This window comes from Aeromonas sp. SG16 (assembly GCF_024436135.1).
In the GTDB taxonomy this organism is placed as follows: Bacteria; Pseudomonadota; Gammaproteobacteria; order Enterobacterales; family Aeromonadaceae; genus Aeromonas; species Aeromonas jandaei.
The window spans coordinates 1-23,813 of record NZ_JANFNW010000009.1 but is presented as its reverse complement, the minus strand read 5'-3'; the positions used below and the strand labels follow the sequence as shown (position 1 = coordinate 23,813).

At 60.1% G+C, this 23,813-nt stretch carries 24 protein-coding genes and 1 tRNA gene; 14 read left to right on the top strand and 11 right to left on the bottom strand.

All coding sequences use genetic code 11. From position 1 onward, the window contains the following. The first annotated feature begins 59 nt into the window (after positions 1–59). From NOM67_RS17635 to NOM67_RS17610, 6 genes are all read left to right on the top strand, one after another. The gene (locus NOM67_RS17635) at positions 60–782 is read left to right on the top strand and encodes an SDR family oxidoreductase (protein ID WP_043850995.1); all 723 of its coding nucleotides are present in this window, start codon (positions 60–62) and stop codon (positions 780–782) included. 88 nt (positions 783–870) lie between these two features. Continuing rightward, the gene (locus NOM67_RS17630; protein WP_255938964.1) at positions 871–1,194 is read left to right on the top strand and encodes a hypothetical protein; all 324 of its coding nucleotides are present in this window, start codon (positions 871–873) and stop codon (positions 1,192–1,194) included. Between the two features lie 45 nt (positions 1,195–1,239). After that, complete coding sequence (locus tag NOM67_RS17625) at positions 1,240–1,671, top strand: DUF411 domain-containing protein (protein ID WP_071914065.1); 432 nt, start codon at positions 1,240–1,242, stop codon at positions 1,669–1,671. A 234-nt stretch (positions 1,672–1,905) separates the two neighbouring features. Beyond that, entirely contained in the window at positions 1,906–4,059 is a 2,154-nt protein-coding gene (locus NOM67_RS17620; protein ID WP_255938963.1) for a S9 family peptidase, read from the top strand. A 407-nt stretch (positions 4,060–4,466) separates the two neighbouring features. Continuing rightward, positions 4,467–5,438, top strand: coding sequence for a TAXI family TRAP transporter solute-binding subunit (locus NOM67_RS17615; protein ID WP_041209596.1), 972 nt, complete (start codon positions 4,467–4,469; stop codon positions 5,436–5,438). Positions 5,439–5,545: 107 nt separating this feature from the next. Beyond that, positions 5,546–8,104 (top strand): TRAP transporter permease, encoded by a 2,559-nt coding sequence (locus NOM67_RS17610; RefSeq protein WP_255938962.1) that lies wholly within the window; start codon positions 5,546–5,548, stop codon positions 8,102–8,104. Between the two features lie 504 nt (positions 8,105–8,608). Here NOM67_RS17610 and NOM67_RS17605 read toward each other — a convergent pair. Further along, the gene (locus NOM67_RS17605) at positions 8,609–9,856 is read right to left on the bottom strand and encodes a phospholipase D family protein (protein WP_255938961.1); all 1,248 of its coding nucleotides are present in this window, start codon (positions 9,854–9,856) and stop codon (positions 8,609–8,611) included. A gap of 90 nt (positions 9,857–9,946) precedes the next feature. Between NOM67_RS17605 and NOM67_RS17600 the strand changes: the two genes are divergently transcribed. Next, positions 9,947–10,123, top strand: a complete 177-nt coding sequence (locus NOM67_RS17600) for a hypothetical protein (protein WP_255938960.1) — start codon at positions 9,947–9,949, stop codon at positions 10,121–10,123. On the opposite strand, the gene NOM67_RS17595 is transcribed toward NOM67_RS17600, so the two are convergent. From NOM67_RS17595 to tatA, 3 genes are all read right to left on the bottom strand, one after another. Then, a complete protein-coding gene (locus NOM67_RS17595) occupies positions 10,101–11,522 on the bottom strand; it encodes a transporter substrate-binding domain-containing protein (RefSeq protein WP_370689173.1) in 1,422 nt (473 codons plus the stop codon). The two genes, NOM67_RS17600 and NOM67_RS17595, sit on opposite strands and share 23 nt — an antisense overlap. A 132-nt stretch (positions 11,523–11,654) precedes the next feature. Beyond that, a complete protein-coding gene (locus NOM67_RS17590) occupies positions 11,655–11,957 on the bottom strand; it encodes a YfcZ/YiiS family protein (RefSeq protein ID WP_033112596.1) in 303 nt (100 codons plus the stop codon). A 17-nt stretch (positions 11,958–11,974) separates the two neighbouring features. Continuing rightward, positions 11,975–12,136: a twin-arginine translocase TatA/TatE family subunit gene (tatA, locus tag NOM67_RS17585; RefSeq protein WP_033112597.1), complete on the bottom strand. Its 162-nt coding sequence runs from the start codon at positions 12,134–12,136 to the stop codon at positions 11,975–11,977. A gap of 274 nt (positions 12,137–12,410) precedes the next feature. On the opposite strand from tatA, the gene NOM67_RS17580 reads away from it, so the two are divergent. Further along, positions 12,411–13,394 (top strand): LysR substrate-binding domain-containing protein, encoded by a 984-nt coding sequence (locus NOM67_RS17580; protein ID WP_042032283.1) that lies wholly within the window; start codon positions 12,411–12,413, stop codon positions 13,392–13,394. Here NOM67_RS17580 and NOM67_RS17575 read toward each other — a convergent pair. Beyond that, positions 13,367–13,966, bottom strand: a complete 600-nt coding sequence (locus NOM67_RS17575) for a YhgN family NAAT transporter (RefSeq protein WP_255938957.1) — start codon at positions 13,964–13,966, stop codon at positions 13,367–13,369. The genes NOM67_RS17580 and NOM67_RS17575 overlap by 28 nt on opposite strands. 99 nt (positions 13,967–14,065) lie before the next feature. Then, positions 14,066–14,311: a YecH family metal-binding protein gene (locus NOM67_RS17570; protein ID WP_255938956.1), complete on the bottom strand. Its 246-nt coding sequence runs from the start codon at positions 14,309–14,311 to the stop codon at positions 14,066–14,068. A 210-nt stretch (positions 14,312–14,521) separates the two neighbouring features. On the opposite strand from NOM67_RS17570, the gene NOM67_RS17565 reads away from it, so the two are divergent. Continuing rightward, a complete protein-coding gene (locus NOM67_RS17565; RefSeq protein WP_041209590.1) occupies positions 14,522–15,805 on the top strand; it encodes a dicarboxylate/amino acid:cation symporter in 1,284 nt (427 codons plus the stop codon). A gap of 6 nt (positions 15,806–15,811) precedes the next feature. Here NOM67_RS17565 and NOM67_RS17560 read toward each other — a convergent pair whose 3' ends face one another. Beyond that, positions 15,812–16,126 (bottom strand): DUF2007 domain-containing protein, encoded by a 315-nt coding sequence (locus tag NOM67_RS17560; RefSeq protein ID WP_033112602.1) that lies wholly within the window; start codon positions 16,124–16,126, stop codon positions 15,812–15,814. 9 nt (positions 16,127–16,135) lie between these two features. Beyond that, positions 16,136–17,038 carry a LysR family transcriptional regulator gene (locus NOM67_RS17555; RefSeq protein WP_255938954.1) on the bottom strand — a complete coding sequence of 301 codons (903 nt, stop codon included), beginning with the start codon at positions 17,036–17,038 and terminating at the stop codon, positions 16,136–16,138. Positions 17,039–17,134: 96 nt separating this feature from the next. On the opposite strand from NOM67_RS17555, the gene NOM67_RS17550 reads away from it, so the two are divergent. Together NOM67_RS17550 and NOM67_RS17545 are read left to right on the top strand one after the other, a co-directional pair. Further along, complete coding sequence (locus NOM67_RS17550; protein WP_203973724.1) at positions 17,135–18,187, top strand: HlyD family secretion protein; 1,053 nt, start codon at positions 17,135–17,137, stop codon at positions 18,185–18,187. Then, positions 18,187–19,740: a DHA2 family efflux MFS transporter permease subunit gene (locus NOM67_RS17545; protein ID WP_255938953.1), complete on the top strand. Its 1,554-nt coding sequence runs from the start codon at positions 18,187–18,189 to the stop codon at positions 19,738–19,740. Before NOM67_RS17550 ends, NOM67_RS17545 begins: the two co-directional genes overlap by 1 nt. A gap of 79 nt (positions 19,741–19,819) precedes the next feature. Here NOM67_RS17545 and NOM67_RS17540 read toward each other — a convergent pair whose 3' ends face one another. Continuing rightward, positions 19,820–20,446, bottom strand: coding sequence for a lysoplasmalogenase (locus NOM67_RS17540; protein WP_041209586.1), 627 nt, complete (start codon positions 20,444–20,446; stop codon positions 19,820–19,822). A 188-nt stretch (positions 20,447–20,634) separates the two neighbouring features. Here NOM67_RS17540 and NOM67_RS17535 point away from each other — a divergent pair, with 188 nt between their 5' ends. Next, positions 20,635–20,775 carry a hypothetical protein gene (locus tag NOM67_RS17535; protein ID WP_182928037.1) on the top strand — a complete coding sequence of 47 codons (141 nt, stop codon included), beginning with the start codon at positions 20,635–20,637 and terminating at the stop codon, positions 20,773–20,775. Between the two features lie 82 nt (positions 20,776–20,857). Here NOM67_RS17535 and NOM67_RS17530 read toward each other — a convergent pair whose 3' ends face one another. After that, complete coding sequence (locus NOM67_RS17530) at positions 20,858–21,988, bottom strand: fatty acid desaturase (protein ID WP_156853977.1); 1,131 nt, start codon at positions 21,986–21,988, stop codon at positions 20,858–20,860. 147 nt (positions 21,989–22,135) lie between these two features. Here NOM67_RS17530 and fabR point away from each other — a divergent pair, with 147 nt between their 5' ends. Together fabR and NOM67_RS17520 are read left to right on the top strand one after the other, a co-directional pair. Then, positions 22,136–22,756, top strand: coding sequence for an HTH-type transcriptional repressor FabR (fabR, locus tag NOM67_RS17525; RefSeq protein WP_033112608.1), 621 nt, complete (start codon positions 22,136–22,138; stop codon positions 22,754–22,756). Positions 22,757–22,775: 19 nt separating this feature from the next. Then, positions 22,776–23,141, top strand: a complete 366-nt coding sequence (locus NOM67_RS17520; RefSeq protein ID WP_041209584.1) for a YijD family membrane protein — start codon at positions 22,776–22,778, stop codon at positions 23,139–23,141. 492 nt (positions 23,142–23,633) lie between these two features. On the opposite strand, the gene NOM67_RS17515 is transcribed toward NOM67_RS17520, so the two are convergent. After that, positions 23,634–23,710, bottom strand: a tRNA-Asp gene (locus tag NOM67_RS17515). Positions 23,711–23,813 lie beyond the last annotated feature (103 nt).

Below are 23,813 nucleotides of genomic sequence, written 5' to 3'. Positions count from 1 at the left end.
TCCGCGCTGGCCAGCAGCTTGTTGGCTCAAACCGACTATCGAATCTGAAGGAAAAAATCATGTCCAAAGCTCTCGTCGTTATCACCGGTGCCTCTGCCGGGATCGGTGCCGCCATCGCCCGAGCCTTCTCTGCTGCCGGTCATCCGCTGCTGCTGCTGGCCCGTCGGGTCGAGCCGATGCAGGCACTCGGTCTGCCCAATACCCTCTGCATCGGGGTCGATGTGACCGACACCGCCGCCATGAAGGCCGCCGTCCAGCAGGCGGAAGCCAAATTTGGCCCGGTCGGCTGCATGGTCAACAACGCCGGCGTCATGCTGCTGGGTCAGGCTGACGTGCAGGATCCGGCCGAGTGGCAGCAGATGCTCAACATCAACGTCATGGGGGTGCTGAACGGCGTCCACTCAGTGCTGGCCGGGATGAAGGAGCGCCGCAGCGGCACCATCATCAACATCAGCTCCATAGCCGGTCGCAAGACCTTCCCGAACCATGCCGCCTACTGCGCCACCAAGTTCGCCGTCCACGCCCTGACCGAGAACATCCGCGAAGAGGTTGCCGATGTCGGCGTGCGGATGGTGACCATAGCTCCGGGTGCGGTAGAGACCGAGCTGCTCAGCCACACCACCGACGAGAGCATCAAGGCCGGTTACCACGACTGGAAAGATCAGATGGGCGGCGTCATCGCGCCGGAAGTGATCGCCGAGGCGGTGCTCTACGCCTGGAACCAGCCGGCCAACGTCTGCGTGCGCGAGATCGTGCTGGCGGCCACCCGTCAGCAACCTTAATCTGCGCTGACGGGCACTATGGGGAGGGCTTGACCCTCCCCGGGGGCACAGGGTTACCATGTGCCCCTTGTTATTTTCGAGTCATTCCATGGTTCTCACCCGTCGCCAACTCGCTCACGCCCGTCGCTGGCTCCCCCTGTGGAGTCTGGTGCTGGTGTTGATGTCGTTTGGCAGCCGGGCCGCAACCGACCTCTGTACCCTGACCACCCACTGCAGCCAGAGCGAGCGTTCGCTGGAAAAAGCGATGCCCTGCGGCAGCTTCACCACGGCGCTCTCGATGACGCTGCTGGCCAGTGACAGCCTGACGGTGGCAGTGCTGGAGCCGGATAATCCCGACTTCTCCTCCCCCTCTCTCTATATGCCGGAAGCGCCGCTGGAGCGGCTCGAACGCCCCCCTCGCACTCAGGCCTGAAAGTCATCCCGTATCGGGCATCTTTTCTTTCATCTGAGGTGAGTTATGTACAAACCCCTGTTACTGGCCATGCTGGCCGGTACCGTCAGCTTTTCAGCCCTCGCGGCCGAGAAGATGACCGTCTACAAATCCAGATATTGTGGCTGCTGCCAAAGCTGGAACGAGCACATGGAGCAGAATGGCTTCGAACTGGAAGTCATCGAGACCGAGCAGCTCGGCGCAGTGAAACAGCAATACGGTATCGCGCCGGAACTGGCCTCTTGCCATACCGGTATCGTAAATGGCTATGTGATCGAGGGGCATGTACCGGCCGCCGACGTGAAGAAACTCCTCAAGGAGCGGCCTGCCATCCGCGGTCTGACCATTCCGGGCATGCCCCAGAGTGCGCCGGGCATGGATATTCCCGGCCAGCCCTACGAGGTATTGAGCATCAGCAACGAGGGCACGACCAGCAGCTGGTCGCGCTACCCGGGCTGACGACAACTGGCCATGAACCGGCACTCCACTATCATGTGAGGCACACCTGAGCGGACTCTTGCCGCCCATGGCCAGAGAAGGGGCCGCTATCGCGAGATGGCGGCCTTTTTTGTTTGCTTTTCCTTCAATAACAAGGGATTGCTTGCAACAATCGGCAACAAGGGGCAGATTTAACCCCAATTCATGGAGCCGATGCTCAGGTCTGCCAACCCTTTCCAGCGCCAAGGATGCGACATGTTTACCTTTTCCCGAGGAGTTCTGCTGCTAGCCTTTCTGACAGTTCTCCCCCCTACTTATGCCAATGAAGAGCCTGCCATGACGACACCTGACACCTCAATCCAGCCGCCCGTGGCCGCCAAACATCCCCGCACGCTGAAAAAGCACGGGGACACCCGGATCGACAACTACTACTGGCTGCGTGACGACCAGCGTCAGGCGCCGGAAGTGCTGCAATACCTCGAGGCCGAGAACGCCTACACCGAAGCCATGCTCAAGCCGACCAAGCCGCTGCGCGAGCAACTCTACAAGGAGATGGTGGCCCGCATCCCCCAGCAGGATGAGTCGGTTCCCTATGTGAAGAATGGCTACCGCTACCAGACCCGTTATGAACCGGGCAAGGAGTACGCCATCTACTCCCGCACCAGGCTGGGAGAGGAGCAGGCAAGCCTGCTGCTCGACAGCAACCAGCGGGCCGAGGGGCACGAGTTCTATGCCCTCGGCGCCCTCGAGGTGAGTCGCAACAACCGCTGGCTGGCGGTGGCGGAGGATTATCTCTCCCGCCGCCAATACAAGATCCAGTTCCTCGATCTGGAGAGCGGCAAGTGGGCCGCCGACACGCTGGAGAACACCTCAGGTAATCTGGTGTGGGCCAACGACAACAAGACCGTCTTCTATGTGCGCAAGCACCCGCAGACCTTGCTCCCCTATCAGGTCTACCGCCACACGCTCGGTACGGATCCGGCCACGGACAAGCTGGTCTACGAGGAGAAGGATGACTCCTTCTACGTCAGCCTCTACGCCACCACCTCGGAAGATTTCATCGTCATCGCCCTCTCCAGCACTACCACCGGCGAAGCGCGGCTGATCGATGCCAACCTGCCGGAGCACGCACCGCGCCTGTTCCTGCCGCGCAAGGTGGATCACGAATACAGCCTGGATCACTACCGCGGCCGCTTCTATGTGCGCTCCAATAAGGACGGCAAGAACTTCGGCCTCTACGAAACCAAGGAGAGCCCGGTCGATCGCTGGAAACCGGTGATTGCCCCGAGCCCCGAGGTGCTGCTGGAGAGCTATGCCCTGTTCAAGGATTGGCTGGTGCTGGAGGAGCGCAGCAAGGGGCTGACCCGCTTGCGTCAGGTCAACTGGCAGAGCGGTGAGCAGAAGGAGATCGCCTTCGACGACCCAGCCTATGTCACCTGGCTCGCCTACAACCCGGAGCCGGATACCAGCGCCCTGCGCTATGGTTACTCCTCCATGACCACCCCCTCCTCCACCTATGAGCTGGACATGGCTAGCGGTCAGCGCACCCTGCTCAAACAGCAGCCGGTGGCGGGCTTCAAGGCTGATCAATATGCCAGCGAACGGCTCTGGATCACCGCCCGTGACGGCGTATCGGTGCCGGTTTCGCTGGTCTATCGCAAGGACAAGTTCAAGAAAGGTCTCGCCGATTCGGCCAAGAATCCGCTGCTGGTCTATGGCTACGGCTCCTACGGCGCCAGCATGGATCCCGACTTCAGCAGTTCGCGCCTGAGCCTGCTCGATCGCGGCTTCGTCTACGCCATCGCCCATATCCGCGGTGGCGAGGAGCTGGGTCGCCACTGGTACGAAGATGGCAAACTGCTGAAAAAACAGAACACCTTCAATGACTTCATCGATGTTACCAAGGCGCTGGTCGATCAAGGCTACGGTGCCAAGGATCAGGTCTACGCCATGGGCGGCAGCGCCGGCGGCCTGCTGATGGGCGCCGTCATCAATCAGGCGCCCGAACTCTATCGCGGCGTGGTGGCACAGGTGCCCTTCGTCGATGTGGTCACCACCATGCTGGACGAGTCCATTCCCCTCACCACCGGGGAGTATGACGAGTGGGGCAACCCGAACCAGAAGCGCTACTACGACTACATGAAGAGCTACAGCCCCTACGATCAGGTCAAGGCGCAAGCCTACCCCAACCTGCTGGTCACCACCGGGCTGCACGACTCGCAAGTGCAGTATTGGGAGCCCGCCAAGTGGGTCGCCAAGCTGCGCGAGCTGAAAACGGATGATAACAAGTTGTTACTGAACACCGACATGGACGCCGGCCACGGTGGCAAGTCGGGCCGCTTCAAAGCCTACGAAGATATCGCGCTGGAGTACGCCTTTATCCTGGATCTGGCCGCCCCGGAAAACTGATCTCATATGACGCTAGCCCTTGCCACGCAAGGGCTACAAAAGAAACCTCTCACTACTCCCCACCCGACTCCCGCACAATTAATCCACGATCAACAAATTAATGATCGGCATCAAACTTTTCGATATTAAACGCTGCTTTTTTGCCCTTTTGTTTGATTGTTGTTGGCGAGATGTGCTTAATCGAAGCCGTTACAACTTTTTCTTTGGCCCCTCAGGGGCCAAATTATCTTCTGCCGGCAGGATGCCGGTTATCTCACCGCAGGATGATGGTGGCTTTTTTGGGAGGGGGTAACAGCCCGACCTTTTCCTCGTACGAGGCCCTATCGGCCAGCCCGGCTCCCGCCGCAGGCTCGCCATAAATTCACTCGTGGAACGGGTGAGATAACTCAATGAAAAGGATGGAAAACATGAAAGGATTATCCCTGGCATGCGCCCTGTCGGCTGCTCTGGTCGGCGTGTCGTTTGGTGGCCCGGTACAGGCGCAGGAGCGTTTCGTGACCATAGGCACCGGCGGCCAGACCGGCGTCTACTACGTGGCGGGCCAGTCGATCTGCCGCTTCCTCAATCGCGGCGCGTCCGATCACCAGATCAAGTGCAACGCCCCGGCCAGCGGCGGCGGTGTAGCCAACGTCAACGGCATCCGCAGCGGCGAGTTCAACTTCGGCATCATGCAATCCGATCACCAGTTCAAGGCGATGAAAGGGCTGCCCCCCTTCCAGGCGGAAGGAGCCATGGATGACATGCGCGCCGTCTTCTCCCTGCAGAGCGAGGTGTTCACCATTCTGGCCCGCAAGGATGCCAAGGTCGCCGGCTTCGATGATCTCAAGGGCAAGCGGGTCAACATCGGTAACCCGGGCTCAGGCCAGCGCGACACCATGGAAGAGATCATGGCGGTCAAGGGCTGGCAGAAGGGCGACTTCGGTCTGGTTTCCGAACTCAAGCCGGCCGAACAAGCCTCCGCCCTCGGTGACAACAACATCGATGCCATGAGCTACTTCGTCGGCCACCCCAATGGCGCCATTCAGGAAGCCTCTACCACCACTGACGCCGTGCTGGTGCCGGTCACCGGCGCCGAGATCGACAAGCTGCTGGCCGAGAAGAGCTACTACACCAAGGCTGAAATTCCGGGTGGCATCTACAAGGGCAGTGACCAGCCGACCCCCTCCATTGGTGGCAAGGCGGTGCTCTCCACCAGCGCCAAGACCGACCCAGAAGTGGTTTACCAGCTGGTGAAGTCGGTGTTCGACAATCTGGATCGCTTCAAGCGCCTGCACCCGGCCTTCGCCGACCTCCAAGAGGCCGACATGATCAAGGTGGGGCTCTCAGCACCGCTCCATGAAGGGGCTGCCCGCTACTACAAAGAGCGCGGCTGGATCTAAGCGCGGGCCCCCGGGCCGCTGTCACTCTCACCGACACCCGTCTGCCGCGCCCCTGATTGCGGGGGCGGGTGTCGCTCTTGTTGTACTGGTGGGCACAAATTAACCCTATGCAAGACAAACAACTCTCTACCGAGGAGCTGATCGCCCAGGATGTGGGCGCACGGCTCCCTGCTGGTGCCATGGGTGGCATCATCACCCTGCTGGCGCTGGCCTGGTCACTGTTCCAGCTCTGGATCGCCTCGCCGCTCCCCTTCATGCTCGGCTTTGGCGTGCTCAATGACACCGAAACCCGCTCCATTCACCTCACCTTTGCCCTGCTGCTGGCATTTCTGGTGTTTCCGGCGTTTCGCACCTCACCGCGAGACAGGGTGCCCTTTAGCGATATCGCCCTCGCCCTGATCGCGGCTGGCGCGGCCTCCTACCTCTTCGTGATGTATCAGGCACTGGCCCAGCGACCCGGCAACCTCACCACCGCCGATCTGGTGACGGCCTGTATCGGCATACCTTTGCTGCTCGAAGCGGCGCGTCGTGCGTTGGGGCCGGCGCTGGCGGTCATCGCCATCGTCTTTCTCACCTACAGTCTGGCGGGCCCCTGGATGCCGGGGCTGCTGGCCCACCGCGGAGTGAGCTTCACTGCGCTGGCCAACCACCAGTGGATCACCACCGAGGGGGTTTTTGGCATCGCCCTCGGCGTCTCCACCAGCTTCGTCTTCCTGTTCGTGCTGTTCGGCGCCTTGCTGGAGCGGGCTGGTGCCGGCCACTACTTCATCCAGCTCGCCTTCAGCCTGCTTGGTCACCTGCGCGGCGGCCCGGCCAAGGCGGCGGTAGTTGCCTCCGGCCTCACCGGCCTCATCTCCGGCTCCTCCATCGCCAACGTGGTCACCACCGGCACCTTTACCATTCCCATGATGAAACGGGTGGGGTTCTCGAAAGAGAAGGCGGGCGCGGTTGAAGTGGCCTCTTCAGTCAACGGCCAGATCATGCCGCCAGTGATGGGGGCTGCGGCTTTCCTGATGGTCGAATACGTAGGCATCCCCTATGTGGAGATCATCAAGCACGCCTTTCTGCCTGCGGCCATCTCCTACATAGCGCTGCTCTACATCGTCCATCTGGAGGCGCTCAAGCTCGGCATGCAGCCCATCGGCAACTACCAGCCGAAACCCTGGCTGCACCGTCTGACCGGCTTTGCCTTTGGCGCGGCCCTCATCAGCGGACTGTCGATGGCGGTCTACTATGGCTTGGGCTGGCTCAAACCGGCGCTGGGCGACTATGCCCTGCCCGGTATCGGCCTGCTGCTGGCCATCGCCTATCTGGGTCTGCTGAAGATCGCCGCCAGCAATGATCCCCTGCCGGCGGAAGATCCGGACAAACCCCTTGAGGAGTTGCCCAACACCCGTACCGTGCTGCTCTCCGGCCTTCACTTCCTGCTGCCGGTGGTAGTGCTGGTGTGGTGCCTGATGGTGGAGCGCCTCTCGCCCGGCCTCTCCGCCTTCTGGGGCACAGTGATGCTGGTGATTATCCTGCTGACCCAGCGACCGCTGCTCAACTGGCTGCGCCGCGACGGCAAGCACGACTACGGCACCTTCAACGACGGCATGGTCGATCTGCGCGAGGGACTGGTTGCCGGTGCCCGCAACATGATCGGCATCGGTATCGCCACCGCTACGGCGGGGATCATCGTCGGTGCCGTCTCCCAGACCGGCGTCGGGCTGGTACTGGCAGATCTGGTGGAGATGCTCTCCATGGGCAATCTGCTGCTGATGCTGCTGCTGACCGCCCTGCTCAGCCTGATCCTCGGTATGGGGCTGCCGACCACCGCCAACTACATAGTGGTCTCCAGCCTGCTGGCGCCGGTGGTGGTGACGCTCGGGCAGCAGAACGGGCTGATAGTACCGCTCATCGCGGTGCATCTGTTCGTCTTCTACTTCGGCATCATGGCCGATGTGACGCCACCGGTGGGTCTGGCTTCCTTTGCGGCAGCCGCCGTGTCAAAAGGGGATCCCATCCGTACCGGTCTCACCGCCTTCTACTACAGCCTGCGCACCGCAGCGCTGCCGTTCCTCTTCATCTTCAATACCGACCTGCTGCTCATCAACGTGGACTTCGCCCACGGGGTGCTGATCTTCATCGTGGCCACCATTGCCATGCTGATCTTCGCCGCTGCGACTCAGGGCTACTTTCTGGTGAAGAGCCGATGGTACGAGAACATCCTGCTGCTGCTGGTCGCCTTTACCCTGTTCCGCCCCGGCTTCTGGATGGATCTGGCCCACGATCCCTATCGCCAGACACCGCCTGCCCAGCTGGCCCAGACCATGGGTGAGGTGGAGGCGGAGAGTCCCCTGCGCGTCCGGGTCATGGGAGAGGATGCGGTCGGCAAGCCGCGTCAGTTCACCCTGCTGGTGCCCGTACCGGAAGGGGCTACGGGTGAAGAGCGGCTGGCCAATCTGGGGCTCACCCTCTATGAGCAGGATGGCAAGATGCTGATCGACAGCGTCGCCTTCGGCAGCCCGGCTGCCGCCATGGGGTTGGAGTTCGATCAGGAGATCCTGGCGGTCAAGGCGCCAACCGACCGCTGGCGCAAAGAGCTGATGTGGATCCCGGGCTTCCTGCTGTTTGGCGCCATCGTCTGGTTGCAGCGCCGCCGCGTGGCGGTCAGCGCAAGCTGATGGATTCCCGCATCTGCATGAGAAATGAGAGAGGGCCGCGACAGCGGCCCTCTTTTTTGAAGCGCTGATACCAGGGGATCACCCCCGCCTTCAGCCAGAAAAAAAGTGGGGTGACATATCCATGTCACCCCCTCGCAAATAAGCATGTTCCATATTGGAATCCGGTCGTCGCGGGCGCCTCTCCGAACCTCCCGAAAGTTCGCTACCCATCAGAAGTCAGCGCCAGTTGCAGCGATACAAGTGGCCAGCAACCCGTTACAACCCTCTTCCACACGGCAGCAAGCCACCGTGTTTGTCCTTGCAACTGAAATATTACGCAGAAAAACAAAATAAAAAACGATTTTATGCCCAATCCATTCACATGCCGGTACAAAAAACAGCCTTATCACCACCATGAACTGGTTATAAAACAGTTAGATAAACTCTCTTATGGCTATTCACCCGCGATGTGCATCGGCAAAGACCTACACGCCTTTGCGAGATCTCGCACAAAAGATGGCCAGCTCACAACCAACGATGCAGTGGCAACCAGTCGCTGAGCCTGGCAACCAGACGCCGTGACCACCCTTCCGCTTTGCGTGGTTCACCCTGCCCTTGCCACTGCAACAACCACGCCTGCAACTGCTTGCAAATGGGCGCACACTCCAGCTGCAACATCAGTTCGGTATTGAGAAAGAGCGAGCGGGGATCGAGGTTGAGGCTGCCAAACAGGGCGCGGTCCTCTCCCAACAGGATCAGCTTAGCGTGCAGGCTGCTTTGCCCTTCATCAAACTCGCACAGCCGGATCCCCTGACGCAGCAACCAGCCCCTGTGACGCTGGTAGGCCCCGTGCACCAGCGGCACATCCGTGCTGGCCAGCGAGTTGGTGAGGATCTCGATCACCACTCCCTGCCGACGCAACCGCTGCAAACGGCGCCGAAAACCGCCCGTGAGGATCAGATAGGGAGTCACCATGCGGAGCGTGGAGGGAGCCTCAGCCAACTGTCTCCAGAGCTGGCGAGCTGTAACCGGGCGGGAAACCAGCCCTTTGCCGGGCCGGTCAAACCAGACCTCGGCCCGACCGTTATGCCACGCAAGCGCAGGCTCGTTGCCGTCAAATAGGGAGACTGGCAAATCGTAAACGGCAGCGACCGCGGGATCCGCCATGGTGAAGAGGAAATCGTTGACCACACGAATTTCGGCGGGCTGCAATCTGCGGCGCAACAGATGGCGGATAGGGTGGCTCCAGCGGCTCTGCCAGAACTGGGCAAACCCCGCCGCCATCTGCTCGCAAATGGCCCCCTGACAGGCAAGATCGAGATCCACGAAAGGAGCTTCCGGGTCCAGCCCGAAATATCGATCACCAATATTGCGACCACCGATAAGCGCCAGCTTGCCATCCACCAGCAGCAGCTTGTTGTGCATCCGGTGATTGATGCGGCGAAAGGTGAAGAGCCCCTCCAGCAGCAGGGCCAGTGGCCGCCAACCCCTTAGCCAGAAGGGGTTGAACAGCCGCACCTCGATACCGGGACAGTGAGCCACCATCTCCAGAAAGCGGTTATCCCCGGCATAGAGGTCATCTACCAGCAGCTGCACCCTGACGCCCCGGCGGGCGGCATGGATCAGCTCACCCAGCAGCAGCTTGCCGCTGCTGTCCTCCTCCCAGCTGTAGTACTGCGCCTGGATCTGCTCGCGGGCGGAACGGATCCAGTGGCAGCGCACCTTGAGCGCCAGGGTCGGGTCGTCGATCAGGGCAAAGGATCCGGGGATCATCTTGTCATCCTGCTGTCATGGCCAGGTGTCATAACGCAGCAAGCCTCTTCGTATATCGACACTTTGCGTATCTCGAAACAGGGAGTTGCTATGGAACTGCACGATACCCCTATGCTGCGCTATCTGGGCCAGCTCCACCAGCCTGATCAGGCCCCTGGCACCGAGCCAGCCCACTGGTTCTTGCAGCACAGGGATGGTGGCTGGCCGCTACCGACCACGCCGGAGGCTCAACCGGTCAATCGGCTCATGGCTGAGCCGCTTCGATAGCTGCAGCCTTGCCCTCGATCTGGGGCAGGCTGAAGCGATAGCCAACATAGTACTTGTAGATGGTGCCGACATAGTTGATCGGCCCCTGCCCCACCTCGTTGGCCACCAGCTGATCCACGTTGCCGAACCAGACATTGGGATCCAGCCCCAACTTGCCCGCCTTGTCCCGCAAGGCCTGAACCCGGTTCGGCCCGGCATTGTAGGCCGCGAGCGCAAAGAGGTGGCGGTTGAGCAGATCCAGATTGGGATCGTTGAAGTAGGTATCGAGGATCAGGCGCAGATAACGGCATGCCGCCTCGACGTTGCCATCCAGCGTCGTCAGTCTGGCCCCCGTGATATTGACCTCGCGACCGGTGCTGGGCAGCAGCTGCATGATGCCAACAGCCCCCTTCTCGGAGCGGATAGAGGGGTTGAGGCCAGACTCCTTGTATGCCAGCGCCGCCAGCATCAGCCAGTCCAGCTCATACTGCTTGGCATACTTCTCCAGCACCTTGCGAATGGTTGCCAGCCGTCCCATAGGGTCAGGTGCCAGTATGTTGCTCATCTGGTCGCTGCGGACCAGCAGGCGGCGCAGGGTCATGTCGCTATAGAGACTGTTGCGGCTGGCCCCCGCCAGATAACGGTTGACCGCTTTCAGGAGGTCCGGGCTGTTCTTGCGCAGCGCCCAGGCACTGGTGCCCTTGCTGCGCAGGGGGATCAACTTGTGCGCCTTGAGGCCGGAGATCATCCCCCCCAGCCAGATCCGCCCCTTGTAGCTGTCGGTCACCGTCAGCGGAATGATACCGGCCGCCACCATCTCCAGCAGATCGCCATCCTGCAGATACTCGGGCACCGTCTCGATATAGACAGGAGGCAGCCCAAGCTCGCGAAACAACCAGTTGAGCTGGCGCAGACTCTCGCAATAGCTGGAGCTGGCGCGCACCCAGACCCGCCGGCCGGAGAGCTGGGTAATGCGGTTGAAGGCGGGTAGCGTATTCTGGCTGACCACCCACTCCTCGATGGAGGAGATCAGCGGCCGGGAGAAGGTCACCTGTTCGCGCCGGGTGGGAGTCACCGTCATATTGGCCGCCACCAGATCGCCACGCCCTTCCGCCAGATAATCGAGCAGCTTGTCCTGCCGAACCGGGATATAGACCACCTTGAGCGGCACCTTCTCCCTGGCAAGATAGGTCTTGTTCAACCAGCGCTCGAACCCTTGCAGCTGATTGACCAAAATGCCGTACTGGGCACCCTTGTCGAGGAAATAGAAACCGCGCTCATAGACCACCAGAGCCCTGAGTTCGCGCTTTTGCAAAATGGATTCGAGATCCCCGGGTTGGGGAAGACGCTGAGGCTTGAGATCGGCCGCCAGCAGAGGGAGAGACCAGAGAGCCAGCAGGCCCCAGATCCAGTGCCGCATCATGATGTTGTCGCCTTCTGTTGGCCGACTCGCGCCGGGCAAAACCGTCTGTGGGATAGAGTAACTATAGAACGCAGACCCACAGCAGAAGGGTCAACACGGCAGGACTGGCCTGCCGCGTCATCAGAGGGCTCAGATAGAGCGGGCCCGCATTTCGAAGATTAGTTTTTCAGCGGTGCAGGTAAATTGCAGGCGGGCTTTCAGGATCACGCCGTTGGCGCCCTGGGTCAGTTCACTGCTGCTCTTGGCTTCGGCAGTCACCTGCTTGGCCAGTGCTTCATAGGCAGCCAGCTTGGCACGGGCATCAGCCTCGGCAGCTGCTTCGATCACCAGTTCCATCACATCATCACCTTCACCGATGATGGTGCCGATCTCGGCAAAACAGCCACAGCTGTCGCAGGTTTCGTTCAGTTCAACTTTCTCGTCAACAGACATACTTTTACTCCTACTGCTTATTTCGGATGATTTTCATCGTCACGCATGGCTTTACGAAAATCCCTGATGGCGGTTCCCAGATCCTCACCCGCACTGGCCAGACGCTTACTGCCAAACACCAGCACAACCACCAGCAAGAGGATCAACATGTGCCAGATATGAATTCCACCGAGTCCCATAGGGATGCTCCTCAAAGAGAGATATCTATCAGTTGTATCAAAACAGAGCGCAAGAATTGTTGGGCAAAATCAAGGCGGGTGCAAGTGAGCAAATAAATCACTACAAAAAATAGGGCGACCCGAAGGTCGCCATATTGATTGTGCTACGTGTCCCCTCAACCGCTACATCCTGTACCAGTGGCTCATCCGAGCCAGAGACAAATTGAGGATAAGATCGCCAAGATATGAAAACAAATGGTATAAATTCATCTTAGAGTTGAAGGGGATTCATATCATGCTGCTGGAACAACTGGGTCGCATCGACCTCAATTTGCTGATTATCCTGCAGGTTCTGCTGGAGGAGCGCAACGGCAGCAAGGCGGCCAGACGACTGCACTTGAGTCAGTCCGCCGTCAGCAAGGCGCTCGGCCGACTGCGGGAAACCTTCGACGATCCCCTCTTTATCCGCTCCGCTTACGGGCTGGAACCGACCCCCCGCGCACTGGTGCTGCAACAGCAACTGCAACCCATCCTGCTGTCGCTGGACAACCTGATCCAGCCGCCGGAGTTCGACCCGGCTAACTCGGATCGGGAGTTCGTCATTGCCAGCATGGACAGCGCCTTCACCCTGTTTGCCCCGCTCTACCTGAGCGAACTGAAGCGACAGGCCCCCAGATTGCGGCTGCGCTATGAGGAGTGGACCGAGAACAGCCTGACCGAGATGAGCCAGGGGCAGGTGGATATCGCCTTCACGGTGCGGGAGAACTGCATCGACTCCGACTACCGCCTCGATACCCTGCCCGGCAGCATCTGCCAGCGACTGCTCGCCATCGATGGCCTCACCTGTCTGGTACAACAGCACCACCCCGCCCTGCAGGAGCCACGCTGGGATCTCGACCACTACCTCAGCTACCCCCATGTCCAGACCTACTGCGAAGGGCGGGATCGCTGGATGCTGGATCACAAGCTGGCGGAGCACGATCTCTACCGGCGTATCGAGGCGAGTGTTCCCTCATTCGAGGCGGCGCTGCGGATGGGCATGCACTCCGATATGATCGTCACCCTATCCAAGCTCTATGCCCGTCACGCGACCCAGGTCTACCCGCTGTTGCAACTGCCGCTGCCCATCGAGCTGGACAGCATCTCGCACCTGCTTATCTGGCATCAGCGCCATGAGGAAGATCCCGGCCATCGCTGGCTGCGGGAAACTCTGCTGACCCTGATCCTGAGTCAGCTGGAGTCACGCGCCGATCAAGGCGCGCCCGTTACCTGCAAGTAGTGGTGAACCCCGTCCAGCAGCATCTGCACCGAGATCATCACCAGCAGCATCCCCATCAGCCGCTCCACCGCAGTGAGTCCACGCTCACCCAGCAGCTTGTTGAATACCTCGTAGAACATCAGGATCACCGCGCTGGCGGCCCATGCTATGAAAAGCGCCAGCGACCAGTCCACCATGCGGGTGGGCTCCTGATTGGCCAGCAGCATCAAAGAGGCGAGGATCGAGGGGCCGGCGATCATCGGGATCGCCATCGGCACCAGGAAGGGCTCCTCGCCCGCCGCCAGTCCGGTCACGCCTCCTTCACTCGGGAAGATCATCTTGATGGCGATCAGGAACAGGATGATACCGCCGGCAATGCTGACAGCTTCCTGTCGCAGGTTGAGGAAGCCGAGGATCTGCTGACCGACAAAGAGGAAGAGCATCATGATGGCCAGCGAGAAGAGCAGCTCGCGGATCATCACCTTGCGCCGCCGCTTGGGATCGATATGGCGCAGGATGGAGAGGAAGACCGGCAGGTTGCCCAGCGGGTCCATGATCAGAAACAGCATGACTGCGGCAGAAAAAGTATCCATACAACGCCCGGGCTACGCCTTGAATTGGGAAATGGGAGGGGGCGAAATATAGCAAAGGGCGAGAAGTTGAGCGAGCGCCATCACGCGCTCGCCAGGGGGTTATCCGTGATTGCAGATCTTCTCGGCTCGGGTCTGGAAACCCTCGCCTGCTTCGATGAACTTGCCGCGAGCGGCCAGGAAGTCGATCAGCGCTTCGGCATCCATCTCGCTGGCACTGCAGGTATGAAAACGGGCATCGGCACCGAACCGCTGCGCCATCGCCTGCTTGAGGCTGGCACGGGTAAATTGACCATCCTGTTCCAGCATCATCTCCATCACTTCGTGACCATGTACCGATTGCGACATCTTGCACCTCAATAATGAACATATTTAATGCCAATTAAATCCTCTCCCGTCAGGAGGGATCTTGATATAGGCCAATAAATAACGGATTACCCTGCTGCGAGAGTGGCCAGCGACACCGCTTTGTCGATAATGTGGCAACCCACAGCAGGGATCGCTACACTAGCGCCCCATTTTTGGTCACCGCAGACATTTGATAAGGATATTGGCGCCATGCTGTTCCATGGAGAGGCAAGCAAACCTTGGCAGATCTGGACCCGTCGCCCGCTCTGGCTCAAGACCCTGATCGGCATGCTGACCGGGGTCGCCCTTGGCGTCGGCTTCGAGGAGCAGGCTCAGCTGCTTAAACCCATCGGCGTGCTCTTCGTCAACACCATCCAGATGCTGATGGTGCCCCTGATCTTCTGCTCGGTTATCGCCGGCCTCACCTCACTGCTCAAGGGCAAGGCGCTCGACCGCATCGGGATCAAGGCGAGCTGCCTTTACCTCTGCTCCACCGCCATCGCCATCTGCATCGGCCTGATGATGGGCTGGCTGCTGGAACCCGGCATGGGGGCTGACATGGGCCCTTACCAACGACCCGGCATGACCACACCACCGACGCTGGCCAGCGTGCTGAGCCATCTGGTGCCGAGCAATCCGGTCGAGGCGATGGTGGACAGCAAGATCCTGCAGGTGATCGTCTTTGCCGTAGCGCTGGCGGTGGCACTCAATGCCTGTGGCCGCCGCGGCCGCCCCGCGATCCTATTCTTCACCTCGCTGGCGGAGGGGATGTTCAAGCTGACCCAGATGGTAATGGCGCTGGCCCCGTACGGCGTCTGTGCCCTGATGGCCTGGATGACCAGCAAATATGGCATCGACCTGCTGCTGCCCCTGCTCAAGGTCATCGGTGCCGTCTATCTCGGTTGTCTGCTCCATGTACTCGGGGTCTACAGCACCCTGCTGCTCCTGTTGGCACGGCTTAACCCGATCCACTACTTCAAGAGCATCGTCGATGCCCAAGCGGTGGCCTTCACCAGCAGCTCCAGCAGCAGCACCCTGCCCATCAGCCTCGCCTGCGCCGAGAAGCGGCTCGGGGTCTCACCCGCCATCACCGCCAAAGTGCTGCCCATCGGCGCCACCATCAACATGGATGGCACGGCGCTCTATCAGGGGGTCACAGCCCTGTTTGTGGCACAGGCATTCGGCGTGGATCTGCATCTGGTGGACTACCTGACCATCATCAGCATCGCCACCCTGGCCAGTATCGGCACCGCAGGCACTCCGGGCACCGGGTTGATGCTGCTGACGCTTACGCTGACTGCGGTCGGACTGCCGCTGGAAGGGGTTGCACTGATTGCGGGGATTGACCGGGTGCTCGACATGGCGCGCACCGCGGTCAACGTCTCGGGGGATATTCTGGTTTCCGTCCTGATCGCCCGCAGCGAAAACGAGCTGGATCTGGCGACCTATCACGATGAACACGCCGGGGAAGATATCGACGTCCCCCTGCGCTAGGGAGGATCAGCTGTCGTGGGGATCGTGATGGCAGCGCCAGCACACTTCGAAGTTGGCGCCGTTCTCCTCCCCGCACTGACCGCACAGCCAGCCATTGCCCTGGCGCTGCTGATAGCGTTCGATCACCCGCCCTGCCTTGCTGCGATCCTCGGCGCGCACCATCAGGGTCACCTGCAGCAAATCCGCCGCCAGTTCGCCAAAGGCCCCTGACAGGCCGTCGCCATTGAGGCGCACCGGCACCCCTTCCGCCTCCAGCGCCCCTTTGAGAGCATGAGCCTCCAGAGTGTGAGAGGCGCGATAGAGATTGATCCAGTTATCCATAGCTCCCCCTTACAACAGCTTGTCGATGCCGAACTCGGCCCCGTTCTCCACCATGAAATCGATGAACGCCCGCAATTTGCGCGGCATAAGTTGTCGCTCCGGAAACAGCAGGTAGATCGACACCTTGGGTTGCTGCCACTCTGGCAGCACCGCGACCAGCTCGCCACTGGCCAGCTCCTCCTGACAGAGCATGGCCGGGATCGAGGCCAGTCCGAGACCCGCCTTCGCCGCCTCGCGGGCACAGGTAATATTATTGACCCGAAAACGGGAGGGAGGGTCAACCAGCACCTCTTTGCCATCCAGCTCGAAGCACCAGTGGGAAGCGAGAAAGCCGTTGCTCACCGTTACCCGCTCATGGTTGGCCAGATCCTCCGGCCGATTGATCGCCGGGCAGCGCGCCAGATAGGCCGGACTGGCACAGAGCAGCTTCCCGGTGCTCCATAGGCGGCGTGCGGCCAGATTGGAATCGCTCATATCGCCGATCCGCACCACCGCATCCAGCCCTTCGCTGATGGGGTCAACCACCCGGTTGGTCAGCTCCAGCTCCACCTGCAGGCCGGGATAGGCCTGTAAAAACTTGGCGACCAGGCGCCCGACCACCAACTGACCCGTCTCGATGGGCACGGCCATCTTGAGGGTGCCAGTCACCTCCTGCTGGCTGGCGCTCAACATCAGCTCCGCTTCCGTCAATGCCTCCACCGCCTTGCTGCAGTGCCGGTAGTACTTCTCCCCCTCCTCGGTCAGGGTGAGCTGACGGGTGGAGCGATAGAGCAGCCGCACCCCGAGCCGCTGTTCCAGCTCGGCAATCCGCCGGCTGACCATCGCCTTGGTCATGCCCAGCTCCTGGGCTGCGGCAGTAAACGAGCCCTTGTCGACAATTCGTACCAGAATTAACGCAGCATTTAGGTCCATTGTTGCACCTGTGAAACTGTATATCTCGTGAACCAATACTAATCGAAACAGTCGAGCAGTGTTAGCCTGCGCCCCTTACGTTCAGGAATCTCCAAAATGAGTCAACACAAGAAAATCCCTCTCCTGGCCGCCATGATCCTGGCCCTGCTCGCTCTCCTCTTCTCCGCCTACTGGTATCTCCATGGCCGCTATTTCGAGAGCACTGACAACGCCTATCTCCAGAGCGAGGTAACCGGGATCAGCTCCAAGCTGCCCGGCTATATCAGCGAAGTGCTGGTGACCGACAACCAGCCGGTCAAAGCGGGCCAGCTCATCGCCCGCCTCGATGATCGCGAATACAAGACCAAGGTCGCGGAGGCCGAGGCCGATCTGCGCCTCAATCAGGCGACCGCCGAGAATCTGGCCGCTACCCGCATCCAGCAGCTGAGCCTGATCCAGCAGGCCGAAGCCAAGGTTGCCTCCGCCAAGGCCGAGCAGCTGCGCGCCAGCCAGCAAGTAACCCGGATCAGCCAGCTCAACCAGCGCCACTACAGCTCGCAAGACAGTCTGGATGAAGTGCGTGCCGGCTTGCAGGTCAATCAGGCGCAGGCACAAGAAGCCAAAGCGGCCTTGCAGGCAGCCCGTGAGCGACTGCTGGTACTGGATGCCGAGCGCAAACAGAACCAGGCCAAGCTGGCCCTGAGTGAAGCACAACTGGAGCAGGCCAAACTGGAGCTAGGTTATACCGAACTGCGGGCACCAGCCGATGGCATCATCGGCAAGCGTAGCCTGCGGGAGGGGCTCTACGTCCAGTCCGGCATGCAGGTCGCCAGTCTGGTGCCGCTGCAACAGGTGTGGGTCGAGGCGAACTTCAAGGAGACCCAGCTCGCCCATATGCAGCCCGGCCAGAAGGTCGAAGTGGTGCTGGATGCCTATCCGGATCTGCCAGTCGAGGGGGTCATCGACAGTCTGGCGCCAGCCACCGGTGCCAAGTTCGCCCTGCTGCCACCGGAGAACGCCACCGGCAACTTCACCAAGATTGTGCAGCGGGTACCGGTCAAAATCCGTATCCCAGAGCCGGGTCAGCTCGCCGGCAAGCTGCTACCGGGCCTCTCCAGCGAAGTGACGGTAGATACCCGCACTCCTGATGCCATGACGGCCGCCAACTGATGGAACCCATTCCACGTCGCCACTGGATCGCGGTCATCGGCGGCCTTATCGGCGCCTTCATGGCCATCCTCGATATCCAGATAACCAACGCCTCCCTGAAGGACATTCAGGGGGCGCTCTCTGCCACCCTGAGCGAAAGCTCCTGGATCTCCACCTCCTATCTGGTGGCGGAGATGATCGCCATCCCCTTGAGTGGCTGGCTGAGCCGGGGGCTGAGCGTGCGCCGTTACCTGCTGTGGACCACGGGCGCCTTTATCGTCTCCTCCGTGCTCTGCTCCTTCAGCTGGAACCTCACCAGCATGATCGTCTTCCGGGCGATGCAGGGCTTCACCGGCGGGGCACTTATCCCGATGGCCTTCTCCCTCATCGTTACCCTGCTGCCGCTGCAGAAGCGGGCTACCGGCATGGCGCTGTTCGGTCTCTGTGCCACCTTCGCCCCGGCCATCGGCCCAACCCTCGGCGGCTGGCTCACCGAGCAGATGTCGTGGCACTACATCTTCTATCTCAACGTCCCGCCGGGACTGCTGGTGATGGCCATGCTGGCGCATGGGCTGGACAAGAAGGCGGTGGACTGGGAGGTGATCAAGCGGGTCGACCTTATCGGCATCGTCACCATGGCGCTTGGTCTGGGCGTGCTGGAGGTGGTGCTGGAGGAGGGTAACCGGGAGGACTGGTTCGGCTCGACCTTCATCGTGCGCCTAGCCATCATCTCGGTCGTCTCGCTGGTCTTCTTCGTCATCAGCCAGCTGCTGCGCCGCCACCCGCTGGTCAACCTGCGGCTGCTGCACAACCCGCGGTTTGCCCTCGCCTGTTTTGCCTACCTGATCCTCGGGATGGCCTTGATGGGCTCTATCTATGTGCTGCCGCTCTACATGACCCAGATCCACAACTACAACGCGCTGGAAATCGGTGAGGTGCTGATGTGGATGGGGCTGCCCCAGCTGCTGGTGCTGCCGCTGGTGCCCAAACTGACCCATAAGGTCGATCCGCGCTATCTGGTGAGCTTCGGCTTTCTCATCTTCGCCGTCAGCTGCTTTATGAACGTCAACATGAGTGCCGACTATGCCGGGCCGCAGCTCATTCAGGCGCTCATCGTGCGGGCGCTGGGGCAGCCCTTCATCATGGTGCCTCTCTCACTGGTCGCCACCGCCAGTCTGAGTCATGATGAGGTTCCCTCCTCCTCCACCCTGCTCAACGTACTGCGCAACCTGGGTGGCGCCTTTGGTATCGCCATCATCGCCACCATGCTCGACAATGACACCCGCACCCATATGCTCCAGATCGGCAGTACCCTGCCCGCCAGCAGCATCGAGGGACAAACCTATCTGCTGCAGCTGGCCCAGAGCATGATGGCACAGGGTTCTGGCCCCGAGCTGGCCGAGCAGCAGGCCCACGCCATACTCGCCAACACCATCAACCGGGAAGCGGCCATCATGGCCTACAACCAGGTGTTCTACATCATGGGGATCTTCCTGCTGGTCGCCAGCGGCCTGATGCTGCTGCTCAAATCCCCCGCCCCGCGGGCAGCGGATGCCGAGCCGATAGAGGCGTGAAAAGCAGCCGGGAGATAAAACGAAAAACGGGCCAACGCCCGTTTTTCTTTATCTGTTGCCTGCATTCAACTGCATGGCGTCATCCCGCCAGCGACCCCGCAATCAGGAACTGGGCGGCAAAGTAGCTGCTCATAACCCAGGCTCTGGCGTGGGGGAAGGGGCGGCGAAAGCGATCAAGCGCCAGCATGCTGTCGGAGAAGAGGAACATCAGGGCACCAGCCAACGCCGCCGCACTACCCGCGGTGAGCGAAGCGTGCCAGGCACCGGCAGCCACCCAGGCCATGCCAATAATCACCAGCATGTAGCAGAAGACCGGGATCCGCATCTCTCCCAGCTTGCCCCACAACAGGCCAAACACCAGCGCGGCGATGAGCAGGAGCAGCAAGCCATCTACCAGATTGAGCACCAGCGGCCCTTGGGCAAAGCCGACTATGTAGCAGAGGTGCGCGACAAGAAATGCCGCCAAGCCCTGAATAAAGCGGTCGCTTGGCAGCATCAACAGCACATCGCCCGCCAGCGAGAGGCAGAGGCCGAGCAGAATCCAGGCGTGGGAACCATCGTGGTCATAGCCCTGATAGCCAAACGCCAGCGCGATGATGAGCAGCATGGTCAGCGGCTTGCTGATATAGAACTGGCGGCTGTCTGAACCATAGGCGGCGCGGATATGCCACCAACCGGAAGCGATGATCAAGAAACTCAATAACATGCCCTGCTCCTCACCCGTTGCTCGCTGTCATACGGCAACCGTTTTTATATCAGGGTGCAGGGTAACAAATTCCCCCACAGAGTGGCAGGGGGCGGATCAAAGGGTGGGACTAAGCCTAAAGTCTAATTGCCGCGCCATACCATTCAGGGCATAAGAGACGGGTCTGGAGGATCACCATGGAAGAAGCTATGAAAAACTATCTGCCCGCCATCGATATCATGATGTGCCATCTGGGGATCAGCTTTGAGCAGGCGTGCGAGCAACTGGGGCTCAGCCCGCTGGAACAACAGACCCTGAGCCAGCTGCAAGAGCAAGATCACCCCGAATAAGCCGAGATGCTGGCGCCAAACCGGCGCGCAGGATCCACCAAAGAGAAGACCGCCGAGTGGCGGTCTTCTCTTTTCTGCTTGTTCAGACTGGGGCTCTGGCAATACCTGCCAGCAAGCGACTCCAGTTGCGTTTGCTGGCGATGAAACCATCCCGCAAGGCGCGATATTCCAGCTGCACCTTGAGTCGGTCATAGCGCGCCAGCGCCTTGCGCTTGCGCAGCTCAAGCAGCCGCTTGCGACTGGCATAGTAGTGCTGCAACTGCTGACTCAGCTTGGCGTACTCCTCTTGTAGCAACGCTTGCCACAGTTCGCGATCATCCTGTTTGACGAGCCTTGCCTGCGCCCGCTTGAGCTGCATCTCCAGCCTGGCCTGCTCGATACGCTCCTCCGGCGATGAGCGCAGATCTCTCGCCAGCCCGCACCATGAGGCAAACCGGATCAGCCATTTGGTCGGATCGAACTGCCACCACTGGATACCGTTGCGGTAATCGTTCTCGAACAGATGGTGGAAGTTGTGATACCCCTCGCCGAAGGTGAAAAAGGCCAGGATGCCGTTGTCACGGGCGGTATTGCGATCCGTGTAGGGCTGGCTGCCCCATATATGGGCCAGCGAGTTGATAAAAAAAGTGGTGTGGTGCGTCATCACCATCCGCAACACGCCCGCCAGCAACAACATGCCGAGCAGATCTCCGTGGATCAGGCCAAACAGCAGCGGCAGGCCCAGATTGGTCGCCAGCACCAGCGCCAGATAGTGACGATGCTGAAACATGACCACAGGGTTGTTCTGCAAATCCCGCACATTGCTGTAATCACCATATTGTTCCCCCTGATACTCCCGCAGCATCCAGCCGATATGGGAATACCAGAAGCCACGCCCCGCGCTGTAGGGATCTTTATCGTTGTCATCCACATGACGATGATGGCGGCGATGATCCGCCGACCAATGCAGCGCCGAGTTCTGCAACGCCAGCGCACCGCCGATCGCAAACAGCCACTGCAACGCCGGATGAGCCTTGTAAGCTTTGTGCGACCAGAGGCGGTGATAGCCCGCCGTGATCGAGAGCCCGCTCAAACAGAACAGCAGCAGGAACGTGGTCCACTGCCAGAGATCGTAACCGTGACTCATCCCATACCAAGGGACGGCAACCAGCGCCACCAGTCCGGAGAGAGAGAACAACAGGGTATTGGTGAGAATAATCGGGGGTCTAGCCATCTTCTTGCATCCTTTCAGCGAACAGCTGTTAGCCATTTTCCATGGCGACTTCGCCAGGGTCAATGGTAAAAAAGTAGGATACAAACCTGATCCTGAGGCGCCTTCGGGTTATCATTTGTCCTCGTTAAGCTGAAGGTGACTGATTTCGTGGGTATTCGCGCTCAACAAAAAGAAAAAACCCGGCGTACATTGATCGATGCTGCATTCAGCCAACTGTGCGCCAACCGGAGTTTCTCCAATCTCAGCCTGCGGGAAGTAGCTCGTGAAGCGGGTATCGCCCCCACCTCCTTCTATCGCCATTTTCGCGATATGGAAGAGTTGGGCCTGACCCTGGTCGATGAGGGCGGCCTGACTCTGCGTCAGCTGATGCGCCAGGCACGCCAGCGCATTGCCGGTGGCGGCAGCGTCATCAGCACCTCGGTGCAGACCTTCATGGAGTTCGTCGAGAACAACCCCAACGTATTCCGTCTGCTGCTGCGGGAGCGCTCCGGCACCTCGGCCGCATTTCGTCAGGCTGTCGCTCGCGAGATCCAGCACTTTATTGCCGAGCTGACTGATTATCTGGAGGCCACCACCCAGGCACCGCGGGAAGATGCCTATATCCAGGCCGAAGCCATGGTTACCATCGTATTCAGCGCCGGTGCCGATGCGCTCGACATGACCAGTGAAGAGTGCCGGGCACTCTCCGATCGCACTATTCGCCAACTGCGGATGATTGCCATGGGCGCCGAGGTACAGAACCAGAAGCGCCGTGAGCCCCATCCATGACCACAGGACGGAGAACGATATGACTGAACAGCTTGTGATCCCCAAAAAACCGCTCGCCATGGCGATGCTGATCGGCATCTGTGGCGATGCGTCTCTGGCGGTGCTGACCAACGCGGTCGTACCCTTCTCCTTCTTCCCGCTGATCGCTCTCTGGCTGGCGGCTTATCAGCTGTTCCAGCACTATCGCCATGAACCCATGGTGGGCAATACCCCCATCTGTACCCTACTCTGCTTCTTTATCGGCGCCTTCGGCCACTCGGCCCTGCTCAAGGTGCAATACCCGGAGCTTGGCAGCAACTTCTTCTCCCTGATCATGATGTTGCTGCTGCTGGCGGTACTCTCTATCAAGCTGGGTCTAAGCCTCGGTAAAAAAGAGAAACCCTGATTAGTCGACAAAGCGGTCGCAATCAATTGATAGATAAAGAAAAGAGGCCTTCCCAACGGGAAGGCCTCTTTGTTTGCGCTACGCAGATTTATCAGGCATGACCATGCCGAGCAATCGAGGCATAGTGACTCTCGCCAGGCGACTCTGCTTTACCATTGATGTCCAGATGGAGGAGGGAGTGGTCAATATGGCCCTTCTCTGTGGGGCAAAATCTGAGTGAAGGCGGCGGGTGGCTACGAGTAATCCAGTACCAATGGTTGCGAATCATCCAAAAATGACCGCAATTACATACCAAAAGGAGGGAATAACGGGCCTGCCAGTGCCCCTCCCTCAGGCAAGAGCTACTGCTCAGTGGTTTCTGGATGCTGAAAATGCCAAAGCCCGGTCTGATAACCGGGCTTTGGTGTTTATTCTTGCATGCAAGGCTGTGGCCGAACGTGCAAATCGCCCATAGCAAAAAGGCCTTCCCAATCGGGAAGGCCTTCTATTTAGTGGCGGAGCGGACGGGACTCGAACCCGCGACCCCCGGCGTGACAGGCCGGTATTCTAACCGACTGAACTACCGCTCCGCATTCGGCTAGCTTATTGCTAATTAGGTGCCTGGCAGTGTCCTACTCTCGCATGGCGAATGCCACACTACCATCGGCGCTACCGCGTTTCACTTCTGAGTTC

What these genes read in the sequence shown, in the direction of transcription:
- NOM67_RS17635 (WP_043850995.1), top strand. Translation starts at nt 60, where the DNA reads ATGTCCAAAGCTCTCGTCGTTATCACCGGTGCCTCTGCCGGGATCGGT.
- NOM67_RS17630 (WP_255938964.1), top strand. Translation starts at nt 871, where the DNA reads ATGGTTCTCACCCGTCGCCAACTCGCTCACGCCCGTCGCTGGCTCCCC.
- NOM67_RS17625 (WP_071914065.1), top strand. Translation starts at nt 1,240, where the DNA reads ATGTACAAACCCCTGTTACTGGCCATGCTGGCCGGTACCGTCAGCTTT.
- NOM67_RS17620 (WP_255938963.1), top strand. Translation starts at nt 1,906, where the DNA reads ATGTTTACCTTTTCCCGAGGAGTTCTGCTGCTAGCCTTTCTGACAGTT.
- NOM67_RS17615 (WP_041209596.1), top strand. Translation starts at nt 4,467, where the DNA reads ATGAAAGGATTATCCCTGGCATGCGCCCTGTCGGCTGCTCTGGTCGGC.
- NOM67_RS17610 (WP_255938962.1), top strand. Translation starts at nt 5,546, where the DNA reads ATGCAAGACAAACAACTCTCTACCGAGGAGCTGATCGCCCAGGATGTG.
- NOM67_RS17605 (WP_255938961.1), bottom strand. Translation starts at nt 9,856, where the DNA reads ATGATCCCCGGATCCTTTGCCCTGATCGACGACCCGACCCTGGCGCTC.
- NOM67_RS17600 (WP_255938960.1), top strand. Translation starts at nt 9,947, where the DNA reads ATGGAACTGCACGATACCCCTATGCTGCGCTATCTGGGCCAGCTCCAC.
- NOM67_RS17595 (WP_370689173.1), bottom strand. Translation starts at nt 11,522, where the DNA reads ATGCGGCACTGGATCTGGGGCCTGCTGGCTCTCTGGTCTCTCCCTCTG.
- NOM67_RS17590 (WP_033112596.1), bottom strand. Translation starts at nt 11,957, where the DNA reads ATGTCTGTTGACGAGAAAGTTGAACTGAACGAAACCTGCGACAGCTGT.
- tatA (WP_033112597.1), bottom strand. Translation starts at nt 12,136, where the DNA reads ATGGGACTCGGTGGAATTCATATCTGGCACATGTTGATCCTCTTGCTG.
- NOM67_RS17580 (WP_042032283.1), top strand. Translation starts at nt 12,411, where the DNA reads ATGCTGCTGGAACAACTGGGTCGCATCGACCTCAATTTGCTGATTATC.
- NOM67_RS17575 (WP_255938957.1), bottom strand. Translation starts at nt 13,966, where the DNA reads ATGGATACTTTTTCTGCCGCAGTCATGCTGTTTCTGATCATGGACCCG.
- NOM67_RS17570 (WP_255938956.1), bottom strand. Translation starts at nt 14,311, where the DNA reads ATGTCGCAATCGGTACATGGTCACGAAGTGATGGAGATGATGCTGGAA.
- NOM67_RS17565 (WP_041209590.1), top strand. Translation starts at nt 14,522, where the DNA reads ATGCTGTTCCATGGAGAGGCAAGCAAACCTTGGCAGATCTGGACCCGT.
- NOM67_RS17560 (WP_033112602.1), bottom strand. Translation starts at nt 16,126, where the DNA reads ATGGATAACTGGATCAATCTCTATCGCGCCTCTCACACTCTGGAGGCT.
- NOM67_RS17555 (WP_255938954.1), bottom strand. Translation starts at nt 17,038, where the DNA reads ATGGACCTAAATGCTGCGTTAATTCTGGTACGAATTGTCGACAAGGGC.
- NOM67_RS17550 (WP_203973724.1), top strand. Translation starts at nt 17,135, where the DNA reads ATGAGTCAACACAAGAAAATCCCTCTCCTGGCCGCCATGATCCTGGCC.
- NOM67_RS17545 (WP_255938953.1), top strand. Translation starts at nt 18,187, where the DNA reads ATGGAACCCATTCCACGTCGCCACTGGATCGCGGTCATCGGCGGCCTT.
- NOM67_RS17540 (WP_041209586.1), bottom strand. Translation starts at nt 20,446, where the DNA reads ATGTTATTGAGTTTCTTGATCATCGCTTCCGGTTGGTGGCATATCCGC.
- NOM67_RS17535 (WP_182928037.1), top strand. Translation starts at nt 20,635, where the DNA reads ATGAAAAACTATCTGCCCGCCATCGATATCATGATGTGCCATCTGGGG.
- NOM67_RS17530 (WP_156853977.1), bottom strand. Translation starts at nt 21,988, where the DNA reads ATGGCTAGACCCCCGATTATTCTCACCAATACCCTGTTGTTCTCTCTC.
- NOM67_RS17520 (WP_041209584.1), top strand. Translation starts at nt 22,776, where the DNA reads ATGACTGAACAGCTTGTGATCCCCAAAAAACCGCTCGCCATGGCGATG.